14 protein-coding genes are annotated in these 22,041 nt (G+C 63.6%); 11 read left to right on the forward strand and 3 right to left on the reverse strand.

Annotation, left to right across the window (positions count from 1 at the left end; genetic code table 11):
* Positions 1-67 precede the first annotated feature (67 nt).
* The 11 genes from KBX19_RS09650 to KBX19_RS09700 all read left to right on the forward strand — a co-directional run bounded on the left by KBX19_RS09650 (position 68) and on the right by KBX19_RS09700 (position 18,148).
* Positions 68-2,029, forward strand: a complete 1,962-nt coding sequence (locus KBX19_RS09650) for a glycosyltransferase (RefSeq protein WP_255995086.1) — start codon at positions 68-70, stop codon at positions 2,027-2,029.
* Positions 2,019-2,543 (forward strand): phosphatase PAP2 family protein, encoded by a 525-nt coding sequence (locus KBX19_RS09655; RefSeq protein ID WP_255995087.1) that lies wholly within the window; start codon positions 2,019-2,021, stop codon positions 2,541-2,543. The genes KBX19_RS09650 and KBX19_RS09655 overlap by 11 nt, the downstream gene beginning before the upstream one ends.
* On the forward strand, positions 2,536-3,519 hold the full coding sequence (locus KBX19_RS09660; RefSeq protein WP_255998671.1) for a decaprenyl-phosphate phosphoribosyltransferase: 984 nt from the start codon (positions 2,536-2,538) through the stop codon (positions 3,517-3,519). The genes KBX19_RS09655 and KBX19_RS09660 overlap by 8 nt, the downstream gene beginning before the upstream one ends.
* Positions 3,520-3,546: 27 nt before the next feature.
* Positions 3,547-5,361, forward strand: coding sequence for a hypothetical protein (locus KBX19_RS09665; protein ID WP_255998672.1), 1,815 nt, complete (start codon positions 3,547-3,549; stop codon positions 5,359-5,361).
* Between the two features lie 71 nt (positions 5,362-5,432).
* Positions 5,433-6,440, forward strand: coding sequence for an alpha/beta hydrolase family protein (locus tag KBX19_RS09670; RefSeq protein WP_255998673.1), 1,008 nt, complete (start codon positions 5,433-5,435; stop codon positions 6,438-6,440).
* A 223-nt stretch (positions 6,441-6,663) separates the two neighbouring features.
* Positions 6,664-8,598, forward strand: a complete 1,935-nt coding sequence (locus KBX19_RS09675; protein ID WP_255995092.1) for an alpha/beta hydrolase-fold protein — start codon at positions 6,664-6,666, stop codon at positions 8,596-8,598.
* A gap of 3 nt (positions 8,599-8,601) precedes the next feature.
* Positions 8,602-9,072, forward strand: coding sequence for a DUF732 domain-containing protein (locus KBX19_RS09680; protein WP_255998674.1), 471 nt, complete (start codon positions 8,602-8,604; stop codon positions 9,070-9,072).
* Complete coding sequence (locus tag KBX19_RS09685) at positions 9,072-9,989, forward strand: cutinase family protein (RefSeq protein ID WP_005288096.1); 918 nt, start codon at positions 9,072-9,074, stop codon at positions 9,987-9,989. Before KBX19_RS09680 ends, KBX19_RS09685 begins: the two co-directional genes overlap by 1 nt.
* A gap of 8 nt (positions 9,990-9,997) precedes the next feature.
* The gene (locus tag KBX19_RS09690) at positions 9,998-11,818 is read left to right on the forward strand and encodes a FadD32-like long-chain-fatty-acid--AMP ligase (RefSeq protein WP_255998675.1); all 1,821 of its coding nucleotides are present in this window, start codon (positions 9,998-10,000) and stop codon (positions 11,816-11,818) included.
* 26 nt (positions 11,819-11,844) lie between these two features.
* Positions 11,845-16,620 (forward strand): polyketide synthase Pks13, encoded by a 4,776-nt coding sequence (pks13, locus tag KBX19_RS09695; protein ID WP_255998704.1) that lies wholly within the window; start codon positions 11,845-11,847, stop codon positions 16,618-16,620.
* Positions 16,607-18,148: an acyl-CoA carboxylase subunit beta gene (locus KBX19_RS09700; RefSeq protein ID WP_255998676.1), complete on the forward strand. Its 1,542-nt coding sequence runs from the start codon at positions 16,607-16,609 to the stop codon at positions 18,146-18,148. Before pks13 ends, KBX19_RS09700 begins: the two co-directional genes overlap by 14 nt.
* Positions 18,149-18,569: 421 nt before the next feature.
* Here the strand turns inward: KBX19_RS09700 and KBX19_RS09705 are convergent, their stop codons facing one another.
* The 3 genes from KBX19_RS09705 to KBX19_RS09715 all read right to left on the reverse strand — a co-directional run bounded on the left by KBX19_RS09705 (position 18,570) and on the right by KBX19_RS09715 (position 21,958).
* The gene (locus KBX19_RS09705; protein WP_005288110.1) at positions 18,570-18,962 is read right to left on the reverse strand and encodes a DUF3054 domain-containing protein; all 393 of its coding nucleotides are present in this window, start codon (positions 18,960-18,962) and stop codon (positions 18,570-18,572) included.
* A gap of 137 nt (positions 18,963-19,099) precedes the next feature.
* Complete coding sequence (locus tag KBX19_RS09710; protein ID WP_005288113.1) at positions 19,100-20,422, reverse strand: cyclopropane-fatty-acyl-phospholipid synthase family protein; 1,323 nt, start codon at positions 20,420-20,422, stop codon at positions 19,100-19,102.
* 9 nt (positions 20,423-20,431) lie between these two features.
* Positions 20,432-21,958 (reverse strand): FAD-binding protein, encoded by a 1,527-nt coding sequence (locus KBX19_RS09715; protein WP_370687018.1) that lies wholly within the window; start codon positions 21,956-21,958, stop codon positions 20,432-20,434.
* Between the last annotated feature and the right edge of the window lie 83 nt (positions 21,959-22,041).

The raw sequence follows: 22,041 nt of genomic DNA on the forward strand, positions 1-22,041 counted from the left end.
TCGACCGGGCAGAACGATTACGCTGGTGTCGATAAGCCGACTGGTTAACTAGACGAAAGCGAGTCCCGTGGAAAACCCCGAGGATAAATCCGTCAAATCTGTGGATGTGCTGCAGCGCATCCTGTTGCCGCGGAAGGGTGAGCCGCATGATGTGCGGATGCTCTACCTGATCGAGTCGGATCACAACACGCAGCGTGTGAGCTGGCCGGATCGCAGCAGGGTCGCTGTGCCGGAGGGGGCAGAGGTCTCGTTCCAGACGTACTTCAATGCGTTCCCGGCGAGCTATTGGCGCCGCTGGTCGCAGCTCAGCGAGGTCGTCTTGGCTATGGATGTGGAGGGCGCGGCGACAATTTCCGTGTACCGCTCCAAGCACGATGGCACGCGCATCTCGGTGGTCAATGTTGAGGCGCAGGACGAGCGCGTTGAGATTCCGCTGAAGCTCGCCAACTTTGAAGATGGCGGATGGTTGTGGTTTGACGTGAACGCGGAGTCGGAGGCGTCGATAAGCAATGCGGGCTGGTGCGCGCCGTGCGAACCGCAGGAGCAGACGCTTCCCGACGGCACCACCATCGCCCCGTCCGAGAAGAAGGTGGCGGTGGGCATCCCGACGTTCAACCGCCCCCGCGACGCCGTCAATGCACTGCACGCGCTTGCGGAGGATCCGCTGGTGCTCGGCGCGATCACGGATGTGCTCATGCCGGACCAGGGCAACCAGCACCCGGCGGATGAGCCGGACTTCGCCCAAGCGGAACAGAACCTGCAGGGCCGGTTGAAGATCTTCCCGCAGGGCAACCTTGGTGGATCGGGCGGCTACTCGCGCATTATGTATGAGGCGCTCAACCAGACTGACGCGCCGTTCATCCTGTACATGGACGACGACATTGCGATTGAGCCGGACTCGATCCTGCGCGCGGTGCAGGCGGCACGGTACGCGAAGAGCCCGATTCTCGTCGGTGGTCAGATGCTCAACCTGCAGGACCGCAGTCAGCTGCGCACCTCCGGCGAGCGCGTCAACCGCGCGGACTTCATGTGGGGTGCGGCGGAGCACGCGGTGTACGACCACGACTTTGCGAAGTACCCGCTGGGGTACGTCGGCACGGAGGAAGAGGACCTCGACCCGAGGAAGACGACGTCACGGCCGCTGCACAGGCGTATCGACGTCGAGTTCAACGGCTGGTGGATGTGCCTGTTCCCCCGCGTAGTGGCTGAGCAGATGGGCTTGCCGCTGCCGCTGTTCATCAAGTGGGATGACACGGAGTACTCGCTGCGCGCTGGCCGCGCGGGCTTTCCCACGGTCACCTGGCCCGGCGCCGCCATCTGGCACATGGCGTGGGCTGACAAGGATGACGCGATCGACTGGCAGGCGTACTTCCACCTGCGCAACCGCCTGATCGTCGCCGCGTTGTACCACGAGGGTGAGCCGGATGGGGTGCTCAAGTCCATGGCGAAGTCCACGTTCAAGCACTACATGTGCATGGAGTACTCGACCATTGCGATCCAGAACGAGGCGATGAAGGACTTCCTCAAGGGCCCGGACCAGCTCTTCGAGATTCTCGAGTCCTCGCTGCCGCGCATCCAGTCGATCCGCAAGGACTACTCTGACGCGCAGGTCATTGAGTCCGCATCGGATCTGCCGGGGCCGACGGGTGCGCCGGGTGTGCCGACGAACAAGATCGGCGGCCGCCTGGCCAAGGTGAAGAAGATTCCGTGGGCGGTCAAGAGCCTGCTGCACATGCGCAAGCCGGAGGATCGCGCCCACTGGGGGGCCCCGCAGCTCAACCTCACGGCCGAGGAAGCCCGCTGGTACACCCTGTCCCGTGTTGATTCGGCGACGGTGTCGACCGCTGGAGGAACGGGCGTGGCCTTCCGCAAGCGCGATAAGAAGCTCGCGGACGATCTCGTTGACCAGCAACGCGAGCTCCGCGAGGAGATTGATGAACGCTGGCCGGAGCTGACCCGCGCCTACCGTGCGGCCCAACCTGACCTGACCAGCCATGAGAACTGGAAGAAGATCTTCGATGAGCAATAACTCGTTGAACTCGACGGAAGTAGACATCCTCCGCGAGCTTCAAAACGCGCTTTACGACGCCCCCGGTGTCCTTCCGGTCGCCCGCGGGTTGAGCTTGTTCGGCGAGCACGCTTTGGGCTGGATGAGCGTCGCGGCCGTCGGTGCCGTGGCGGACCACGAGAAATCCCGCCAGTGGATCGCGATGGGGGCCGGCGCGTTCACCGCGCACGCCACCTCGGTCATCCTCAAGCGCATCGTGCGCCGCCGACGTCCGCACGATCCGCGGGTCAAAATCGGTGTGGGTACGCCATCGAAGTTGAGCTTCCCGTCGTCGCATACGACGTCGACAAGCGCTGCGATGGTGCACTTGGCAGACATCACAGGCTCAAACCTTCCGTATGCCGGAATTCCCGTTATGATGGCCTCCCGCATGGTTCTGGGGGTGCATTACCCCACGGACACCCTGGTGGGTGCCCTGCTGGGTACCGGGGTGGCCCGCGCCGCGATCAACATTGAGAGGAACACCCGTGACTGAGCCAGTTGATGAGCCGTTCCTGAAGTCCGAGCCCCACACCGAGGGCGTGGACTACAACCGGAAGAAGAATCCGCCGAAGAACCTCCCGGACGCGATGATCAAAGGTCTGCGTCCGAAGCAGTGGGTCAAGAACGTCCTTGTCGTGGCGGCGCCGCTGGCGGCGGGGCTGGACTCTTTCACCTCGCGGACGGCCATCGACATCCTGCTGGCCTTCATCACGTTCTGCTTCGCGGCGTCCTCTATTTACTTGATCAACGACGCCCGCGATGTCGAGTCTGACCGTGAGCACCCCACGAAGCGCTACCGTCCGATCGCCTCGGGCATGCTGCCGATCGGTCTCGCGTACGGCATGTCGGTCGTGCTCATTGCGCTGGCCGTTGGCCTGTCCTTCATGGCCACCGACGGTATTGCGCTGGCAGCTGTGGTCGGCGTGTACATTGCGCTGCAGCTCGGCTACTGCTTCGGATGGAAGCACATCCCGGTGATCGACATCGCGCTGGTGTCCTCCGGATTCATGCTGCGCGCCATGGCCGGCGGTGTGGCTGCTGGCATCGACCTGTCGCAGTGGTTCCTGCTCGTCGCCGCCTTCGGTTCGCTGTTCATGGCGTCCGGTAAGCGCTACGCGGAGCTGCTGCTTGCGGAGCAGACTGGAGCCAAGATCCGCAAGTCTCTGCAGGGCTACACCCAGACGTACCTGCGCTTTGTGTGGACGCTGTCTGCAACTGCCGTGGTCATGTCCTACGCACTGTGGGGCTTCACTCTCTCCAACGGTGTCCCTCCGGAGCAGGGCTTGTGGTACCAGATCTCGATGGTGCCGTTCATCATCGCGATCCTGCGCTACGCCGCGGAAGTGGACAGCGGCAACGGCGGCGCACCTGATGAGATCGTGCTAGAGGACCGCGTCCTCCAGGCGCTAGGAGTGCTGTGGATCCTGACAATCGCCATGGCGGTCTACATCGTGCCTGCGTTCTCGTAGCCCCACCCGCAGGATAAAATCACGGCCATGCATGATCGTGCCCGCCTCTCCCTGCTCATCTCCGCAGCGATAGCGGGCGTTTTCGCATTCTGGGGCGGATGGACCCGCCGCTGGATGAGTGATGACGGGCTGATTGTCCTGCGCACAGTCCGCAACATCCTGGCCGGAAACGGACCGGTGTTCAACGTCGGGGAACGCGTGGAGGCCAACACGTCAACACTGTGGCAGTACCTCATCGCCGCCTTCGGCTGGATCCCTGGCGTGCGTCTCGAAGACGTCTCGATGTGGTTGGCCCTCATCTTCACCGTGATCGCCGCTGCGAGTGCGACATGGGCATCGGGCCGGTTGTGGGGGCAGACGGTGCTGCCGTTCGGCATCATTATCTATCTGGCACTGCCGCCCGCCCGAGACTTTGCCACCTCCGGTTTGGAGTGGGGGTTGTCCTTGGCGTGGATCGGCGTGTGGTGGGCGCTGCTGGTCGGATGGGCGAAACAGCCTGACTCCCGTGTGGTGTACTGGCTGGCCTTCTGGGCGGGACTGTCGTGGTTGGTCAGGCCGGAGCTCGCGCTCTATGGCGGATTGACCGGACTGGTGCTGTTGTTCTTCTCCTGGCGGGATTGGCCGCGCATTGGCGCAATTCTCGCGGCGGCCCTTCCGGTGCCCGCTGCGTACCAGATCTTCCGCATGGGGTATTACGGTCTGCTCACTCCGCACACCGCGGTGGCCAAATCAGCGTCGGACTCAGCGTGGGGCAGTGGTGCTGCGTACGTATGGGACACAGTGCAGCCGTATGCGCTGTGGCTGCCGCTGATCGGTGCGGTGGCACTCGGCGTGTGGTTCAGTCTGCGGTTGCAGTCACGCGAGGTCGTCGTAGTCGGGCTTGTTCTCGTGTGCGGGCTGCTACACATGCTGTACGTCATGCGCGTCGGCGGCGACTTCATGCACGGGCGCATGGTGTTGCTACCCCTGTTCGCGTTGCTGCTGCCCGTCATGGCGGTGCCTGCCACCTTGGTCAGTGGAATCGGGTTGGGTGCCCTGGTGATTTGGGCGGGCATTGTGGTCTACCGCGGCCACGACCTCGGCTTCGACGTCTTCGTGGAGAGTCCGGAAAACCTCGTCGTCGTGGATGAGCGCGAATTCTGGACGGCCGTAATGATGCGGGAATCCGGTGATCCGCCGCGGTATGCGGAGGACTTTCTCGTCGCGGACTTGCTCAACGGCTGGCCCGAAGGCCTGGAAGAGGCGCGGCGGCAAAACTCCGGTGCGCTGACCATCATCCGCTTCGACGACAACCCCCGCCACTACACGTGGGTGCCGCGCGCCCGCACGACGGCGGACACTGACCTGCAGGACATCCCGACTACGGCGTACCTGATCAACCTGGGCATGACGTCAGCCAACGCCCCGCTCGATGTGCGTGTGCTCGACTCGGTCGGTTTGGCCACCCCGCTGGGTGCCCGCCAGCCGCGCGACCTGGACGGGCGCATCGGACATGACAAGAACCTGCCTCTTCACTGGCAGTTGGCGGATTCGGCTGTGGGGGACGAAGGGATGCCGGATTACGTCGATAAGCAAACGGTGATGCAGGCACGAGCTGCGCTGCGCACGCCTGAGCTCAATGAATTGCTGGCGACGTCGCGCGAACCGATGAGTCCAAAGCGTTTTTTGAAGAATATGGCGTATTCCTTAAGAAAGGGACGCAATCTGGAAGTGAACGATGACCCGAAGATGTACCTGGATCAGGAAACTCTGGACCGCATCGCCGCAGGTGAGGACGTGGGTTTGCAGGGGCCGCGGATCTTCTGGCCAACGGCACGGCTGGAACAGAAAGTAACCGGTTGATAACATATCGATCACGATGAACGATGAACTCAATTGAGTCATCCTGATTTTTTCTAGTGATTGGTGAACCGATGAACGCGACTCTCTCCGTGCGCCGCGCTGTGGTGGCGCTTGTCACGGCATTCGCTGCCGCGATGATGCTGCTCGTTGCCACCCCCGAGGCTGACGCGAACCCGCGCGGTTGGCTGCGCCCCGACGCAACCGGCCACTGCACGTGGGACCCGGTGAAGTACTGGGTGCAGCGCTGCGACGTGTACTCCCCGGCCATGGGCCGTAACATCCCGGTGCAGATCCGCCCGGCTGCCCGCGGCGGCAACGCTGGCCTGTACCTGCTCGACGGCCTGCGCGCCACCGAGCAGACGAACGCTTGGGTGCACGACGTCAACGCTGCGGCTGTCTACGAGAACGCCAACATCACGCTGGTCATGCCGATCGGCGGCGAGGGCTCCTTCTACGCTGATTGGCAGTACGACCCGAAGTACGGGGGCGGCAAGCCCTACAAGTGGGAGACCTTCCTGACGCGTGAGCTGCCGGGCTACCTGCAGCGCCACTTCGGTGTCTCCCCGACGAACAACTCCGTCATCGGCCTGTCCATGGGTGGTACCGCGGCGATGAACCTTGCGGCGAAGAACCCGCAGCAGTTCCGCCAGGTCCTGTCCTTCTCTGGCTACCTGACCACGACGCTGCCGGGCATGCAGACCATGCTGCGCGTGGCGCTGCTCGACGCTGGCGGGTACAACCTCAACGCTATGCACGGCTCCATGGTCAACCCGGAGCGCTTCGCCAACGACCCGTTCTTGAACATGAACGGTCTGCGCGGCAAGGACATCTACATCTCCGCCGGACCGGGCATCCCGGGACCGCAGGACGCGAAGTACCCGAACGACCAGAAGCTGGCTGGCGCTGGCCTGGAGTTCGGTGCGATGGTGACCACCCGCGTGTGGGAAGCGAAGGCTCGAGCCGAGGGCCTGAACGTCACCTCGGATTACCCGCCGAACGGTCTGCACAACTGGGACCAGTTCGGTAGCCAGCTGTACAAGACCAAGGGTCGTGTGCTGAACCACATGAACGCCTGGTAATCACGGCACCGGCACAACATGGCCCCTGGGAAGATCCTCGCCCAGGGGCTTTGTTGTAGCATCACGATTAGGTCGTGGGCACCCGGCGTGTCACTGACCTAAAGTCTCAAGTTAAACTTAAACTTTGCCACAGAAACCGAGGCCCGGCCTGGGAGAGGGGAAACTCCTGGGGTGGTGAGCTGAACCGGTCATTTCGTCATCCGAGATTTAAGGGTTCAACCACATGCGCAAGCTTTCTAAGGGCCAGCTCCTGGCGGCCATCGCTGCACCAACCGTCATCGCTGCCGGAATCGCCGTCGTTCCTGCCGAAGCACAGAACGGCTCCGACCTGTCGTCCGCCATGTCGTCGGGCCGCGGCATCTCCGACGGCATCCGTCCGTCCGACCCGCCGCCGCGCACCCCCATTGAGGTGGACAACAACCCGCAGGTTGAAGGCCTGCCGGAGGGGGTGTCCGTGGACCGCATCGAGTGGCTCACCCAGCGCCGCGTGGCCGTGTACATCAAGTCCGCCGCGATGCCGGATAAGCCGATTCAGGTGCAGATCCTGCTCGCCCGCGACTGGCACTCCAACCCCCAGGCGAAGTTCCCGGAGGTGTGGGCACTCGATGGCCTGCGTGCACGCGAGGATGAGTCCGGCTGGACCATTGAAACGAACATCGAGCAGTTCTACGCCGACAAGAACGTCAACGTGGTCCTGCCGGTGGGCGGCGAGTCCTCCTTCTACTCCGACTGGCAGAAGGCGGACAACGGCAAGCACTACAAGTGGGAGACGTTCCTGACCAAGGAGCTCGTCCCGGTGTTGGACAACGAGTTCCGCTCCAACGGCTCCCGCGCTGTCGTCGGCCTGTCCATGGGCGGTACCGCCGCGATGAACCTGGCGGAGCGTAACCCGCACCTGTTCAACTTCGTCGGCTCCTTCTCCGGTTACCTGGACACCACCACGACCGGTATGCCGACGGCCATCAAGGCCTCGCAGATGGATGCCGGCGGCTACAACTCTGAGGCCATGTGGGGCCCGATCGGTTCCCAGGACTGGATCGACCACGACCCGAAGCTGGGCATTGAGAACCTGCGCGGCAAGACCGTCTACGTCTCCGCAGGTTCTGGCCAGGATGACTACGGCCAGCCGGACTCGGTGGCAAAGGGCCCGGCTGTCCCAGCGGGCGTGGGCCTGGAGGTCATCTCGCGCATGTCTACCCAGACCTTCGAGCGTTACGCGAAGAAGGCGAACGTGCCGATCATTACCCGCTACCGCCCGTCCGGTGTCCACTCCTGGGAGTACTGGCAGTACGAGATGACACAGGCATGGCCGTTCATGGCGAACGCGCTGAACGTCCCTGAGGGCGACCGCGGCGCGGAGTGCAACGCGGTCGGCGCCATCGCTGAAGCGACGAAGAACGGAGCGGTGGGTTCCTGCGTGAACAACGAATACGACGTCGCCGGCGGCAAGGGCAAGGCTCAGGAGTTCCGCAACGGTTCCGCGTTCTGGTCCCCGGAGACCGGCGCGCAAGTGCTCTTCGGCTCGATCCTGGCTAAGTACAACGCACTGTCGGGCCCGGCAGGTTGGCTCGGCTTCCCGAAGACTGGCGAGCTGAAGACGCCGGACGGCAAGGGCCGCTTCGTCCACTTCGAACGCGGCTCCATCTACTGGACCCCGCAGACTGGCGCGCAGGCGATCCCGGGCGACATGTTCGCCGAGTGGGGCAAGTCCGGCTACGAGCGCGGCCACCTCGGCTACCCGGTCGAGGAGGCACAGGCTGTCGGCGGCGGGTACGTGCAGAAGTTCGAGAAGGGCTACCTGACCCGCAATCCGGACAACAAGGGCCACTACCAGGTCTTCGGCGCTATCGGCGCGAAGTACGGCGAGATGGGTGCTGCCCGCTCCGACCTGGGCTTCCCGAAGTCGAATGAGCGCAAGATCAACGGCGGCTTCTTCCAGGAATTCGAGAAGGGCAACATCTACTGGTCCCCGAAGACCGGCGCCCACGTGATCTACTACGGCGAAATCTTCGACCACTGGGGCAAGAAGGGCTGGGAGCAGGGTGAGTTGGGCTGGCCCACCTCCGACATGAAGAAGATCCCCACCGGTGGACTGACCATCACCTTTGAGAATGGCACGGTCGAGCAGGTCTTCGGCAAGGTGCGCGAACGGAAGTAAACCATGAAGAAACTCCTACCGGCTGTCCTCGCTGCGGCAGGGCTCACGCTCGCTGCGTGCGGCGGCACGACAGTGGACAGCGACGACGTCACTGCGACTCAGTCGGCACCGTCCACAACCGCAACGGAAGCAACCACAGAGACGCAGACCGAGACCTCCACCTCGGAAAAGTCGGACGAAGCTGATCCGGCACTGGGCAATGAGGGTGCGGCCAGCGAGGTCGAGGCGCCCGCGGACGAGCCGATGCGCCCGGCCGAGGAGGAGGCGTACCTCGAGGCGCTGCGCGAAGGCGGCGTCAATGTCGACGGCAATGAAGAACAGCTCGTCTCCACTGCTCGCACCATCTGCGACGGCAGCATGATCACGCGTGACGCTGTCGCAGGTCAGCTGGTCGAGCAGGAACAGGCGAAGCTCGACGCCGATAAGGTCGCAGAGCTTATCGACGCCTCCGCCAACGACCACATTTGCAGCTAATGAAAGCACGCAACGTATTGACGGTGATTGCCGTCATCGCAGTCCTCGCCGTCATTGCGGTGGGGGCTGCGCAATGGTTTGGACCCGGTGAGGGCCCCCTTGAACCGGGTAAGGATCCCGCGCCGCCGTCGGCCGAGGAGCCTGGTTGGTGTCCTGCGGTGGAGGTGATTTCGGCACCGGGGACGTGGGAGTCGTCGAAAAGCGATGACCCGTTCAACCCGACGGCGAACCCGATGAGCTTCATGCTCTCGATCTCGAAGCCGCTGCAGGAACAATACGACATCAACCACGTGCGTGTGTGGACGCTGCCGTACACCGCGCAGTTCAAGTCGATCCAGTCGCGCAAGGAGATGAGCTACGACGACTCGCGCAATGAGGGCACCGAGCGGCTCAATGCGGAGCTGAAGTTCGTGGCGGATACGTGCCCGTCGACGCAGTTCATTCTCGCCGGGTTCTCCCAGGGCGCGGTGATTGTCGGCGATATTGCCAGCGACATCGGCAACCACCGCGGCGTCATCCCGCCGGAGCGGTTGCGCGGCGCGGTGATGATTGCCGACGGCCGCCGCGAAAACGCGGTGGGCATCAACCCCGGCGTACCGCTGAACGGCATCGGCGCGGAGATCGCGCTGCACCCGCTCAACTCCGTGGTCCAGGCAGTCGTGCCGGGCGCGACGATGCGTGGGGTGCGCGATGGCGGTTTCGGCGCCGTTAATGACCGGGCGATTGAGATTTGCGCGCCGGATGACTCGATCTGCGACGCCCCGCCGAATGTGGGCGATGCGCTGGGACGCGCCCGCGAACTCGCCGAAGCTAACGGCGTGCACGCGATGTATGCGTCCAATCCCGATGTGATTCCCGGCACCACGACCAGTCAATGGACCGTAGAGTGGATTCGCGAGAGTATTGACAATATGTAAGGAGAGCCATGGACCTCGAGCAACTGCTCTACCAGTTCTACGACGACGACAAGATCGACCTGCCGCCGGAACTGTCCCTGTTCCAGTTGTGCGAGATGCTCTACCAAGGCAGCGCAGAAATGGGCACGGGCGACCTGCACCAGCTGCGCTACTGGGACTACTCGGAAGACCGCGAAGGTGTGGCCGTCGATTACACCCGTGAGGATGTGATCACCCGCATCAAGGCTGTCGGTGCGCGCTTGCAGCAGACCGGCCAGCCCGGTGACCGTGTGGCCATCATGGCGAACAACTCGCCGGAGTACCTCTTCGGTTTCATGGGTGCCGTCTACGCCGGCCAGGTGCCGGTGCCGCTGTATGACCCGAATGAGCCGGGCCACGGCGAGCAGCTCACCGCTGTGCTGGCGGATTGCGGCGCGAAGACCGTGCTGACCAACAACCTCGGCGCGAAGGCCGTGCGCGAGTTCTTCGCGGAGACCCCGAAGCCGCAGCGCCCCCGCATCATGGTGGTGGACTCTCTGCCGGATTCCCTGGCCGAGTCCTGGGTCACCCCGGACGAACCCGAGGGCATCGACCCCGTCGACCAGGTCGCGTTCCTCCAGTACACCTCCGGTTCGACGCGTCTGCCGGCCGGTGTGGTGCTGACCAACCGCGCGATCCTCACCAACGTCCTGCAGATCTATGACGCAGTGGAGCTGAAGATGCCGCTGCGCTTGTCGACGTGGCTTCCGCTGCACCACGACATGGGCATCATCCTCACCATCTTCGTGGCAATCATGGGCATCGAGTTCGAGCTCATGGGCCCGAAAGACTTCATTCAGCAACCGAAGCGGTGGACTGATCAGCTCACCTACCGTGAGGGCGATGAGGAGCAGTTCACCTACACCGTCGTGCCGAACTTCGCCCTCGACCTGGCCGCCCGCTACGCAGCGCCGGAGAACCCGGGCGACTACGACTTCTCCAATGTCGACGGCATCATCGTCGGCTCTGAGCCCGTGACCAAGGCGGCCGTGGAGACATTCGTCGAGGCGTTCACGCCGTCCAACCTGGACCCGAAGGTTCTGCGCCCGTCCTACGGTCTGGCAGAGGCGACACTCATCGTCTCCACCCCGCAGACGGAGGAGCGCCCGCACTTCGTGCTCTTCGATCGTGAGAAGATCGGTGAAGGCACCGCCGTCGAGGCCGAGAACGGCATTCCGTTCGCCTCCAACGGCCAGCCGGTGCCGGACATGCACTACGCGGTCGTGGACCCGTCGACCCGTAATGAGGTGCCAGAGGGCACCGTCGGCGAGCTGTGGATCCACGGCGACAACGTGGCCGTGGGCTACGAAGGCCGCGAGGGAGAAACCCAGCAAACCTTCGGCAACACTCTCGGCGAACGTCTGGCAGAAGGCTCCACCGTCGCCGAGGACGCTCCGTCCGAGGGCTGGCTGGCCACCGGTGACCTGGTTACTTTCTACAAGGGCCACCTCTACATCACCGGCCGCGTGAAGGACCTCATCGTCATCGCCGGCCGCAACCACTACCCGCAGGACATCGAGGCGACCGCCATGGAAGCTTCCGACCACGTCCGTGCGGATTCGGTGGCGGCGTTCGCGGTGCCGGGTGAGGACGTCGAAAAGCTCGTCGTGCTCGTCGAGCGTGCCGAGGGCGCCGACGCTGCTGCCGACCCGATTGCCGAGGACGCGATCCGCGGCGCGATCTCCCACACCCACGGCATTAGCCCCGAGGTCATCCGCTTCTACGCACCGAATGACATCACCCGGTCTAGCTCTGGAAAGATTGCGCGACAGGTTAACCGCAACAAATTCATCGCGGCCGACGATAAGTAGACGTGTCCGACAACAGAAAGGTGCCCATGACGGAGAGTGAACTCGTAGCGTGGCTGCAGCAGTGGATTGCTTCAGCGACGGGAACTGAGGACGTCGACCCGACCCTGCCCCTGGAGAACCTGGGGTTGTCCTCGCGCGACGCGGTCATCCTCTCCGGCGAGCTCGAGCGGCTCCTGGACACCAAGCTCGACCCCACCATCGCGTACCAGTACCCGACGGTGGAAGCGTTGGCGCGAGGTTTGCTCGCGCCGAAAGCACGCTTGTCGACGACATCCGCGCCGGTCACCCGCCGTGCCGGGACCGGTTCTGGAGATGTCGCCATCATCGGCCGCGCGGGGCGGTTCCCCGGTGCGGCGGACGTGGATAAGTTTTGGGACCTGTTGGTTGCGGGCCAGTGCGTGACCGGCGACCTGCCGGCAGGCCGCTGGTCTGAGTACTCCGCGGACCCGGTGATGAGCGCGAAGATGCGCGAACAGAACGTCCAGGGCGGCTACCTGGATGACATCCGCAGCTTCGACAACGAGTTCTTCGGGCTGTCGCCGCTGGAGGCGACCAACATGGATCCGCAGCAGCGCATCATGCTGGAGCTGGCGTGGGAGGCTCTCGAGGATGCTCACCAGCCAGCCAATGAGCTGCGCGGTACGCCCGTCGGTGTCTTTGTCGGCTCGTCATCAAACGACTACGGCATGCTCGTGTCTTCTGACCCAGCAGCAGCGCACCCGTACGCGCTCACCGGCACGGCCAGCTCCATCATCCCGAACCGCATTTCCTACGCGTTCGATTTCCGCGGCCCGTCCATGAATGTGGACACGGCTTGCTCATCGTCACTTGTGGCAGTGCACCACGCTGTGCGCGCGCTGCGCGACGGGGACACGAACCTCGCCCTGGCCGGCGGCGTGAACATTCTCGCCTCCCCGTTCATCTCCACCGCGTTCGCTGAGCTCGGCGTGATCAGCCCGTCCGGCCGCATCGCCGCGTTCTCCGACGACGCCGATGGTTTCGTCCGCGCTGAGGCAGCCGGCTTCATCGTGCTCAAGCGCGTCGAGGACGCGATCGCCGACGGTGATGAGATCCTCGCCGTGATCAAGGGCTCCGCCACCAACTCGGACGGCCACTCCAACGGCCTGACAGCCCCTAACCCGGAGGCGCAGGTGGACGTACTGTTGCGCGCGTATACCGACGCTGGTGTCGATCCGGGCACCGTCGACCTTGTTGAAGCCCACGGCACGGGTACGGCGCTCGGCGACCCGATCGAGGCGTCCGCTCTGGGCGAGGTGCTGGGCGCGAACCGCCCGCTCGCGGAGCCGATTCTGCTTGGCTCCGCCAAGTCCAGCATCGGCCACACTGAATCCGCCGCCGGTGTGGTGGCGATGATCAAGGTGCTCGAGGCCCTCACCCATGACACTGTTCCGCCGAGCGCAAACTTCACCGAGGGCAACCAGTACATCGACTTCGACGCCACGCGCATCGAGGTCGTTGAGGACCCCCGCGAGTGGCCGCAGTATTCCGGCCGCCGCGTTGCCGGTGTGTCCGGCTTCGGCTTCGGCGGTACGAACGCGCACGTCGTGGTCACGGACTTCGACCCGGCTGACTACCCGACGTCGGCAGACTCTTCCGAGGCCCCGGCCGAGGGCGGCTTGGTCGACCCGGAGAATCCCAACCTGGTCCTGCTCCCTGTCTCCGGGTTATTGCCGTCGCGCCGCCGCGACATGGCTGCGACGATCGCCGAGACGCTGAGTTCGAAAACGGATCTGCGCGCTGTTCAGCGCACGCTGGGTGGGCGCAACCACGGCCGCTCCCGCGCAGTGGTGACAGCGAGCTCCGTCGAGGAAGCAGTCAAGCGGCTAGGTGCTGTCGCTGAAGGCAAGAACGCGCCGGGCATTGCCTCTGCGGATGCCCCGCAGACTAGCGGCCCCGTGTTCGTGTACTCCGGTTTCGGTTCGCAGCACCGCAAGATGGCTAAGCCGCTTATGGAGCACTCGGTCTTCTTCCGCCAGCGCATCGAGGAGCTGGACAAGGTCGTCGGCTTTGAATCCGGCTGGTCCATGGTGGACCTCATCATGGACGATGAGCAGACCTATGACACAGAGACCGGCCAGGTCACCATCACCGCCATCCAGATCGCGCTGACGGATCTGCTAGCCAGCTACGGCATCACCCCGGCCGCCACGATGGGCATGTCCATGGGTGAGATGGCCGCGGCATACGCCGCTGGCGGTCTGTCCGCCGAGGACGCCATCGTCATTGCCTGCGCCCGCGCCCGCCTCATGGGTGAAGGCGAGCAGCAGGTTGCCGGCACGGACGGTGAGGGTGCCATGGCGGTGGTGGAGTTGAGCCGGGAGCAGTTGACGGAATTCGTCGATAAGCACCCGGAAGCTCAGGGCGTGGAGCCGGCTGTGTACGCAGGGCCGGGCATGACGACGGTCGGTGGCCCCGGAAAGGCCGTCGACTACCTGGTCGCAGCGCTGGAGGAAGAGTCGAAGTTCGCCCGCAAGCTGCAGGTGCGCGGTGCGGGCCACACGAGCATGCTCGACCCGATCCTGGGTGAGCTCGCCGCGGAGATCGCCGGCACCCAGCCGCGTCCGCTGCGCATCACGCACTTCGGCTCCGTCGATGGCACGCACCACGCGGGCGAGACGATTCATGACGTCGACTACTGGGTCCGCATGACGCGCCAGCCGGTCATGTTCCAGGACGCCACCGAGGCCGCATTCGCCGCCGGCCACACGACGCTGGTGGAGATTTCCCCGAACCCGGTGGCGATCATGGGCATGATGAACACGGCGTTCTCCGTGGGCAAGCCCGACGCGCAGCTGCTGTTCTCCCTCAAGCGCAAGGAGAATGAGGTCGCGACGCTGCTGGACCTCGCCGCGAAGCTCTACGTGAACGGCATGCCGGTCGATTTCGCGGCGCTTGCGGGCGACGGTCCACGCGCAGAGGTGCCGCACACCCCGTTCCACCGCAACGAGCTGTGGACTGACGCACGGCCGTCCAGTTCCGGTTCCGGTCCGCTGGGTGCGCGCGTGTCGCTTCCCGACGCCACTTACGCCTACGCCACCCCAGCCGACCAGATCTTCTCCTCTATCCAGTTGGTGGAGCTCGCCGCGGCTGACGTGGACCCGGATGCCCGCGTCGTTGCTGCTGAGGAGCGTGCGCCGCTGCCGGCTTCGGGCGAGCTGACCACAATGGTCCGCCGTTCTCTCGGTGGTCTCACCGTGCATGTCTACAACGGGGCAGTGCTGGTCGCGGAAGGATTCGCGTCCACGCTCAACCTCGCGGAGACGAGCCTGCCGGGCGTGACCAACGCCCCGGAGGCCCCCGAGATGGCCGCCGCTCGCGAGAAGATGATCGCTGGCGCCAAGGCCGATTCCGAGATCGACGCCGTCCGTTGGGACCCGGCCACCGAGACCGTTGAGCAGCGCTTGCGCTCTATCGTCTCCGAGTCCATGGGTTATGACGTCGACGATCTCCCGGTCGAGCTCCCGCTCATTGATCTGGGCCTTGACTCGCTGATGGGCATGCGCATCAAGAACCGCGTGGAGAATGACTTTCAGATCCCGCCGCTGCAGCTCCAGGCGCTTCGCGACGCCTCCGTTGCCGACGTGATCACGATGGTCGAAGACGCGGTCGAAGGCCGCCCCGAAGAGCCCCAGCCGATGGCGGAGAATGATCCGAACCGCGATCCGAGCCAGGCCGCCGCGAAGGCGAAGGGCGTTGGCGTTGCCCCGCGTGACGCGTCCGAGCGCATGGTCTTCGGCGCGTGGGCCAAGTACGCCGGCGCGGCTGCCGCGGGTGTGACCAGTGAGTTGGATCCGATCACGGACGAGCAGGCGGCAGATATCGCCACTCACCTGAGTGATCGTTCCGGCATCGAGGTCACCGCCGAGCAGGTCAAGGAAGCTGAGACTCTCGAGCCGTTGGCCAATATCGTCCGCGAGGGCTTGGAGACCCCCGTCGAGGGCAACGTCCGCGTGTTGCGCGAGCGTACCGACGACACTACCCCCTCCGTCTTCGTCTTCCACCCGGCTGGTGGGTCGAATGCGGTGTACCAGCCGTTGACGCGTCGTTTAGCGGACAACGTGCCGGTCTACGGGCTGGAACGACTCGAAGGCTCGCTCGAGGAGCGCGCCGCCGCCTACATCAACGATATTCGTGAGCTGTCTGCGGGCCTGCCGATTGTGCTCAGTGGCTGGTCCTTCGGTGGCGCGCTGGCGTACGAGATCGCGTTTCAGCTCGACGAGCTGAAACGACGCGGCGAAGCGGACGTGCAGGTAAAGTTCATCTCCCTGTTGGACACCACCCAGCCGTCGAACCCGACGCCGGACACGCCGGAGAATGTGCGTGCCCGCTGGGACCGCTACGCGGAGTTCGCGAAGGACACCTACGGGCTCGACTTCGAGGTGCCGTACGAGCTGCTCGACACCGCTGGTGAGGATGCGCTGCTGAACATGCTCGGCGAGTTCCTGGCCACGACTGATGCTTCCCAGCACGGCCTGGCGGCGGGTGTGCTTGAGCATCAGCGTGCCTCCTTCGTGGACAACCAGATTCTTGCGAAGGTGGACATGCAGCGCTGGAAGGATGTCGACGTTCCCGTCCTGCTGTTCCGTTCTGAGGGCATGCATGAGGGCGCGATCATGCTGGAGCCGGCCTACGCGGAGATTGATCCGGATGGTGGCTGGGCCGCTATCGTGGACGACTTGACCATCGTTCAGCTGCCGGGTGATCACTTGGCGGTGGTGGATGAGCCGGCGGTGGGGATCGTCGGCAAGCATATGCAGGAGTGGATAGATGACAACCGCTGAAAAACTCGCTGAACTGCGCGAACGTCTCGAGCGTGCGCAGGACCCCGGCTCCGAGCGTGCGCGCAAGAAGCGTGATGACGCTGGCCAAACCACCCCGCGCCAGCGCATCCAGGCGCTTCTCGACGAGGGATCCTTCGTGGAAACCGGCGCGCTGGCCCGCACTCCCGGCGATAAGGACGCGGTCTATTCTGACGGAGTTGTGACGGGGTACGGACGGATCGACGGCCGACCGGTGGCCATTTACGCCCACGACAAGACTGTCTACGGCGGGTCGGTCGGCGTGACGTTCGGCCGCAAGGTTGTCGACGTCATGGAGTTCGCCATCAAGATCGGTTGCCCGGTCATCGGCATTCAGGACTCCGGCGGAGCGCGCATTCAGGACGCGGTGACGTCGCTGGCGATGTACTCCGAGATCGCGCGGCGCCAGTTGCCGCTGTCGGGCCGTTCGCCGCAGATCTCCATCATGCTGGGTAAGTCCGCCGGCGGTGCTGTCTATGCGCCGGTGACCACGGACTTCATTGTCGCCGTTGAGGGCCAGGCCGAGATGTACGTCACCGGCCCGGCTGTGATCAAGGAGGTCACGGGCGAGGCGATTTCGTCTGCCGAGCTCGGCGGCGCCGTCCAGCAGGAGCAGAACGGTAACGTCACCGTGACGGTGACCAGCGAGGATGAGGCTTTCGAGTTCGTCCGCGACTTGCTTGGCCACCTGCCGACAAGCACGTTCGACGAGCCGCCCGTTGTCTGGGCCCCAGCGGACGAGGACCTTGACGACTCCGCACTCGACGACTTCATGCCCGACGACACCAACGCCGGCTACGACATGATGGACCTGCTGGTCCAGCTTGGTGACGACGAAGAGATCCTGGAGATCCAAGAGAACTACGCCCCCAACTTGATCTGCGCCATTGGGCGTATCGACGGCAGGCCTGTCGGCTTCGTAGCCAACAACCCGATGCACTTCGCCGGCTGCATTGATGCCGATGCCGCTGACAAGGGTGCTCGGTTCATCCAGACCTGCGACGCTTACAACATCCCGCTGGTCTTCGTCGTGGACACTCCTGGCTACCTGCCCGGTGTGGATCAGGAGAAGGTCGGTTTGATCCACCGTGGCGCGAAGCTCGCGTTCTCCGTTGTGGAGGCCACCGTGCCGAAGATCTCCCTGATCGTCCGCAAGGCCTACGGCGGTGCCTATGCCGTGATGGGGTCGAAGAACCTCACGGGTGACTTGAACTTCGCGTGGCCGACCGCGCAGATCGCCGTCATGGGCTCGGCCGCTGCGGCCGTGATGATTCAAGGCAAGCAGCTCGCCGCGATTGACGACGAGAACCAGCGTGCTTACATGAAGAAGGTCTTCATGGACTTCTACGAGGAGAGCATGACCTCCCCGTACGTCGCGACCGAGCGCGGTTACCTCGACGCGATGATCCAGCCGTCCGAGACCCGCCTAACGTTGCGCCGCGCCCTGCGCCAGCTGTCCACCAAGTACGAAAACGACCTGCCTAAGAAGCACGCGATTCGGCCGCTTTAAGCAGTTGATCTGCGTCTTCTTCCCTTTTTCACCGAACGTGTAACGTTTTGGTCACGGCGGGAGATACTGACTGAGTAATGCTTTTACCCAAACTCTTTCAGGAGGTTTTCCATGCTGAGCAGCGCAATCGACATCGTCGCTGAAATTGCCAACTACTTGAACTGGATTGTCCGGAACGTCCAGCAGGGCAAGTTCGACATCGGGTTGTAAATCCCCGCCTGTTTCCCATATCCCCGTCGGTTCGCAGCAAGGCGTTGACCGGCGGGGTTTCCCTTTGTCGAAAGCGGTGAGGTCACTGGGGGGATGACGGATAGGGTTCGTGGGCCGTTGTTGTGCCTCGATTCAGCGTCAGATCCGAGGCAGATTGGATGTAAAAGAAAAGTCGGTGACTCTCCGTAGGTCGCCGACTAGTTCGCTCTTACTATCGGGCGAGCACGCCAGAGATGCCGCGCCACCCCAACATCAGTAGCGCCGACATCACGCACGCCACGATGACGAAAGACCAGTGCGGCAGTGCCTGGTTCCGGATACCCCAGATAGCCAGTCCGGTGACGACGGTGACCAACCAGATCAAAGGGCCGTGGCCGGTGGCTTTGGTAGTCCCAGTGTCTGCGGACGGTTCGGTTGTGCGCAGGCCAAACTCCACGATGACCCAGCCTAGGGCGACTCCGATAGCGAAAGGCCACACAGTGGAGGCCCAGCCGGCAAAGTTGAACGGCATGTCGTCTGACTGGTGGGCCAACCGGGCGAGCAGAGCGAAGATGGCGATAGCGAGGAAATCCAGGGCGACGGCGGTCGGCTTAGTGATCTTCATGTTCTCGACTCTAGCCCCCTGAAAGCATGCATTCGGTTTGCGTGCCTGGCAAATATGGGCCTGAACAGTGTTGCTCGATGCAAACGGTTCGAAACATGTGGGGGGAGCTAGGCTGCTTGCCTGATGCGGCGGGCGGGTTAAAAGACGGAGTCGTTCCACCAGCGGCGTTCGGGTGTGCCGGCGCGTGAGCCGTCGTGGGCTAGTTTGATGCCCACGATTTGGTGCAGCTCGACGACATCATGTTCGAAGCCCCATTCAGAACCGGCCATGTACATTCCCCAGAGTTTGGCGGTGTTTTCCCCGACGAGCTCGACGGCCTGATCCCAGTTGGCCTTGAGGTTCTCGCACCAATCGCGGAGGGTGCGCATGTAGTCGAGGCGGATGTTCTCTTCGTGGAAGACCTCGAATCCGTGATCCTGCATGTTCTTGACCACGGTGCCGGAGCCAGTGAGCTCACCGTCGGGGAAGATGTAGCGGTCCATGAACTCGCCGCTCTTTGTCTTGTGGTTGTCGGGGTAGGTGATGCAGTGGTTGACTAGGACGCCACCGTCTCGAAGCTTGCCTGAAAGGAACTCGAAGTAGGAGGGGTAATTGTCCACGCCGATGTGCTCGAGCAGGCCGATCGATGAGATCGCGTCGAAATCGGTCTCGTCGACGTCGCGGTAGTCGAGGTAGCGGACCTCCGCGAGGTCGGCGAGGCCCTCCTCCTCAATCGTGGCCTGTGCCCACTCGGCCTGTTCTTTGGACAGGGTTACTCCGAGTGATTTCACGCCGCGGCGGGCAGCATAGCGCACCATGCTACCCCAGCCGCAGCCGATGTCGAGGTGGCGGTCGCCCGGTGAGAGGTGCAGTTTTTCAAACACGAGGCGGAATTTGTTCTCCTGCGCATCATCCAGGCTCGCATCAGGCGTCGGATAGTAGGCGCAAGTGTAGGCCATGGAATCGCCGAGGAAGAGTTCGTAGAACTCGTTGCCGACGTCGTAGTGGGAGGAGATAACATCCGCGTCGCGTTCTTTCGAGTGGCGGGATAACCCTTGGCGCACGCGGCGCTCGAGCCATGACGCCTGCTCAGCTTCGGGGATTGGCTGAATCTGAATCGCACCCATGGAGCGCAGCGAGCGTGCGATGCGCAGGCCGGTGGCGACATCGGGGCGCTCGAAAGTGTCGTACAGGGTGCGCAGGTCATCGAAAATGCCGTAGGGGTGCGCGAGGTGCTCGCCTTCGACGGTGAGTCCACCGGTCACCCACGCCCGTGCTAGACCTAAGTCGCCCGGGGCGGTGGCAATATAGGACAACCCCTCGGGGCTGCTCACGCACACAGTGTGATCGGCGTTTTCGGGGCCGGTGGCCGATCCGTCGAAAGCTTCCCAGCGGAAGGGGTTGCCGGTGGGGAAGAGGGTGTCCACGATCTCTGCGACGGTCATGGGGGTGAAAGAGCTGTGCAGATTGTCAGTGATCATGGTGTCCTCCTATGCGTTGTCAATTGTCTTTTCGTACAGGCCCGGGAACCTCAGCTCTGGGTCGTAGCGCTGCTTCATCTGCTCCGGCAGATCACCGCCATAGAGGTTCTTGAACTGGGAGCGGCTGTAGAACGCCTCCGAATACAGTGATTTGTGCCCGCCCAGCTCTGTGACTTTCGCTTCAATGATCTTGTTAAAGGCACCCGGTTCCTGTTTGTCAGACACGTGGTCGGCGGGCACGCCTGACCAGAACCCGACGTTGACCCATGTGGTTCCCGGTTTGAGCGGGTACAGCGGCCACGGTTCGGATTCGCTGAATCCGACCCCGGAGAGTTCCTCCACGCCTGCGCGGAGGCGGATCGGGCATAGCCACACCGGTTCGATATCGCTGGCGCTGAAGAACCAGGAGAGGAACTCGGCGACGTGGTCATCTGTGACCTCGATGTCTTGGACTACTCGTTCAGTGCGGGGCAGACCTTTCGGCTTCTTCAGGAACCGGTATTCGAGGTCGTATTTCTTGTCCGCGCCCACCAGTTTCCAGTAGAAGGAGCTGCGCCGTAGCTCCCGCGGCCACACCGCGCGTACCTGCGGATGTTGGGCACCGAATGCTCGGGAGCACCAGAACCAGTCGGTGTCCCAACGCCAGATGTAATCGCGGATGGTCAGGTAGTCGTGTTTCGTGCCTTCCGGGTGTTGGATCGAGCGGTAGTAGATCCCTTGCCGGGTGTAATCGGAGGTGCCGGCAGCGGTGTCAACCTGAAACGCCAGTACCAGGTACTGCTCTTCGGGGGAGAAAGCAACGGCATCGAGACCGTGCAGGTCGCGGCCTCCCCACTCCCCCGACGTGGCCAGCTGCGCCAGCGCCGCCTGGAACGTGTCTAGGTCGCTGTAGCGAACATGCTTTAGCTCAATGAACGGGGCAACCTCCTCCAGTTCGATCTTCAGCCGCACGGCGTAACCGAGAGACCCGTAGGAATTCGGGAAGGCACGGAACAATTCGACGTTGCGTTCGCGCGAGCACGTGAGGATCTCTCCGGTCCCGATGATGACGTCCATTTCCAGGACGGACTCGTGCGGCAGACCGTTGCGGAAACTAGTTGATTCCACGCCCATTCCAGACACCGCGCCCCCGAGGGTAATGGTCTTCAACTGCGGCACGACAAGCGGTGCCAGCCCGAACGGCAGTGTTGCGTCGACGAGGTCCTCGTAGGTGCACATTCCTTGCACATCGGCAGTTTTTGCGACGGGGTCAACCTCGATGACACCCCCGAGGCCGCTGACATCGAGACCGGTCCCGCCGCCAGCGCGCGAACGGAAGAGATTCGACGTGCGCTTGGCTAAGCGCACACGCTGCCCGCCGGGCACGGCAACGAAGCTGCTCGTGAGCGTATCGACGCTTCCTTGATGCGCATTCCACCCCACCGGCTGAATGCGCCGTCCGTCCATGCGTGGGGCGCCGGCAATTCTCGTCGCTGTGTTTGCGGCGGCATTTGTGATTACCCCCGCTAGATTGAGCAAGCCCGGAGTAGCACTCATAGTTGCCACTGTAGACCCCTTCCTTACGTCGTGCGCAGCAAGCACGAGGGGCTAGGGAACCACAGGGTGCTCACGACGGGAGC

Origin of the sequence: Corynebacterium sp. CCUG 71335 (assembly GCF_024454075.1) — a bacterium.
GTDB classification, from domain to species: domain Bacteria; phylum Actinomycetota; class Actinomycetes; order Mycobacteriales; family Mycobacteriaceae; genus Corynebacterium; species Corynebacterium genitalium.

What these genes read in the sequence shown, in the direction of transcription:
- KBX19_RS09655 (WP_255995087.1), top strand. Translation starts at nt 2,019, where the DNA reads ATGAGCAATAACTCGTTGAACTCGACGGAAGTAGACATCCTCCGCGAG.
- KBX19_RS09665 (WP_255998672.1), top strand. Translation starts at nt 3,547, where the DNA reads ATGCATGATCGTGCCCGCCTCTCCCTGCTCATCTCCGCAGCGATAGCG.
- KBX19_RS09670 (WP_255998673.1), top strand. Translation starts at nt 5,433, where the DNA reads ATGAACGCGACTCTCTCCGTGCGCCGCGCTGTGGTGGCGCTTGTCACG.
- KBX19_RS09675 (WP_255995092.1), top strand. Translation starts at nt 6,664, where the DNA reads ATGCGCAAGCTTTCTAAGGGCCAGCTCCTGGCGGCCATCGCTGCACCA.
- KBX19_RS09680 (WP_255998674.1), top strand. Translation starts at nt 8,602, where the DNA reads ATGAAGAAACTCCTACCGGCTGTCCTCGCTGCGGCAGGGCTCACGCTC.
- KBX19_RS09685 (WP_005288096.1), top strand. Translation starts at nt 9,072, where the DNA reads ATGAAAGCACGCAACGTATTGACGGTGATTGCCGTCATCGCAGTCCTC.
- KBX19_RS09690 (WP_255998675.1), top strand. Translation starts at nt 9,998, where the DNA reads ATGGACCTCGAGCAACTGCTCTACCAGTTCTACGACGACGACAAGATC.
- pks13 (WP_255998704.1), top strand. Translation starts at nt 11,845, where the DNA reads ATGACGGAGAGTGAACTCGTAGCGTGGCTGCAGCAGTGGATTGCTTCA.
- KBX19_RS09700 (WP_255998676.1), top strand. Translation starts at nt 16,607, where the DNA reads ATGACAACCGCTGAAAAACTCGCTGAACTGCGCGAACGTCTCGAGCGT.
- KBX19_RS09705 (WP_005288110.1), bottom strand. Translation starts at nt 18,962, where the DNA reads ATGAAGATCACTAAGCCGACCGCCGTCGCCCTGGATTTCCTCGCTATC.
- KBX19_RS09710 (WP_005288113.1), bottom strand. Translation starts at nt 20,422, where the DNA reads ATGATCACTGACAATCTGCACAGCTCTTTCACCCCCATGACCGTCGCA.
- KBX19_RS09715 (WP_370687018.1), bottom strand. Translation starts at nt 21,958, where the DNA reads ATGAGTGCTACTCCGGGCTTGCTCAATCTAGCGGGGGTAATCACAAAT.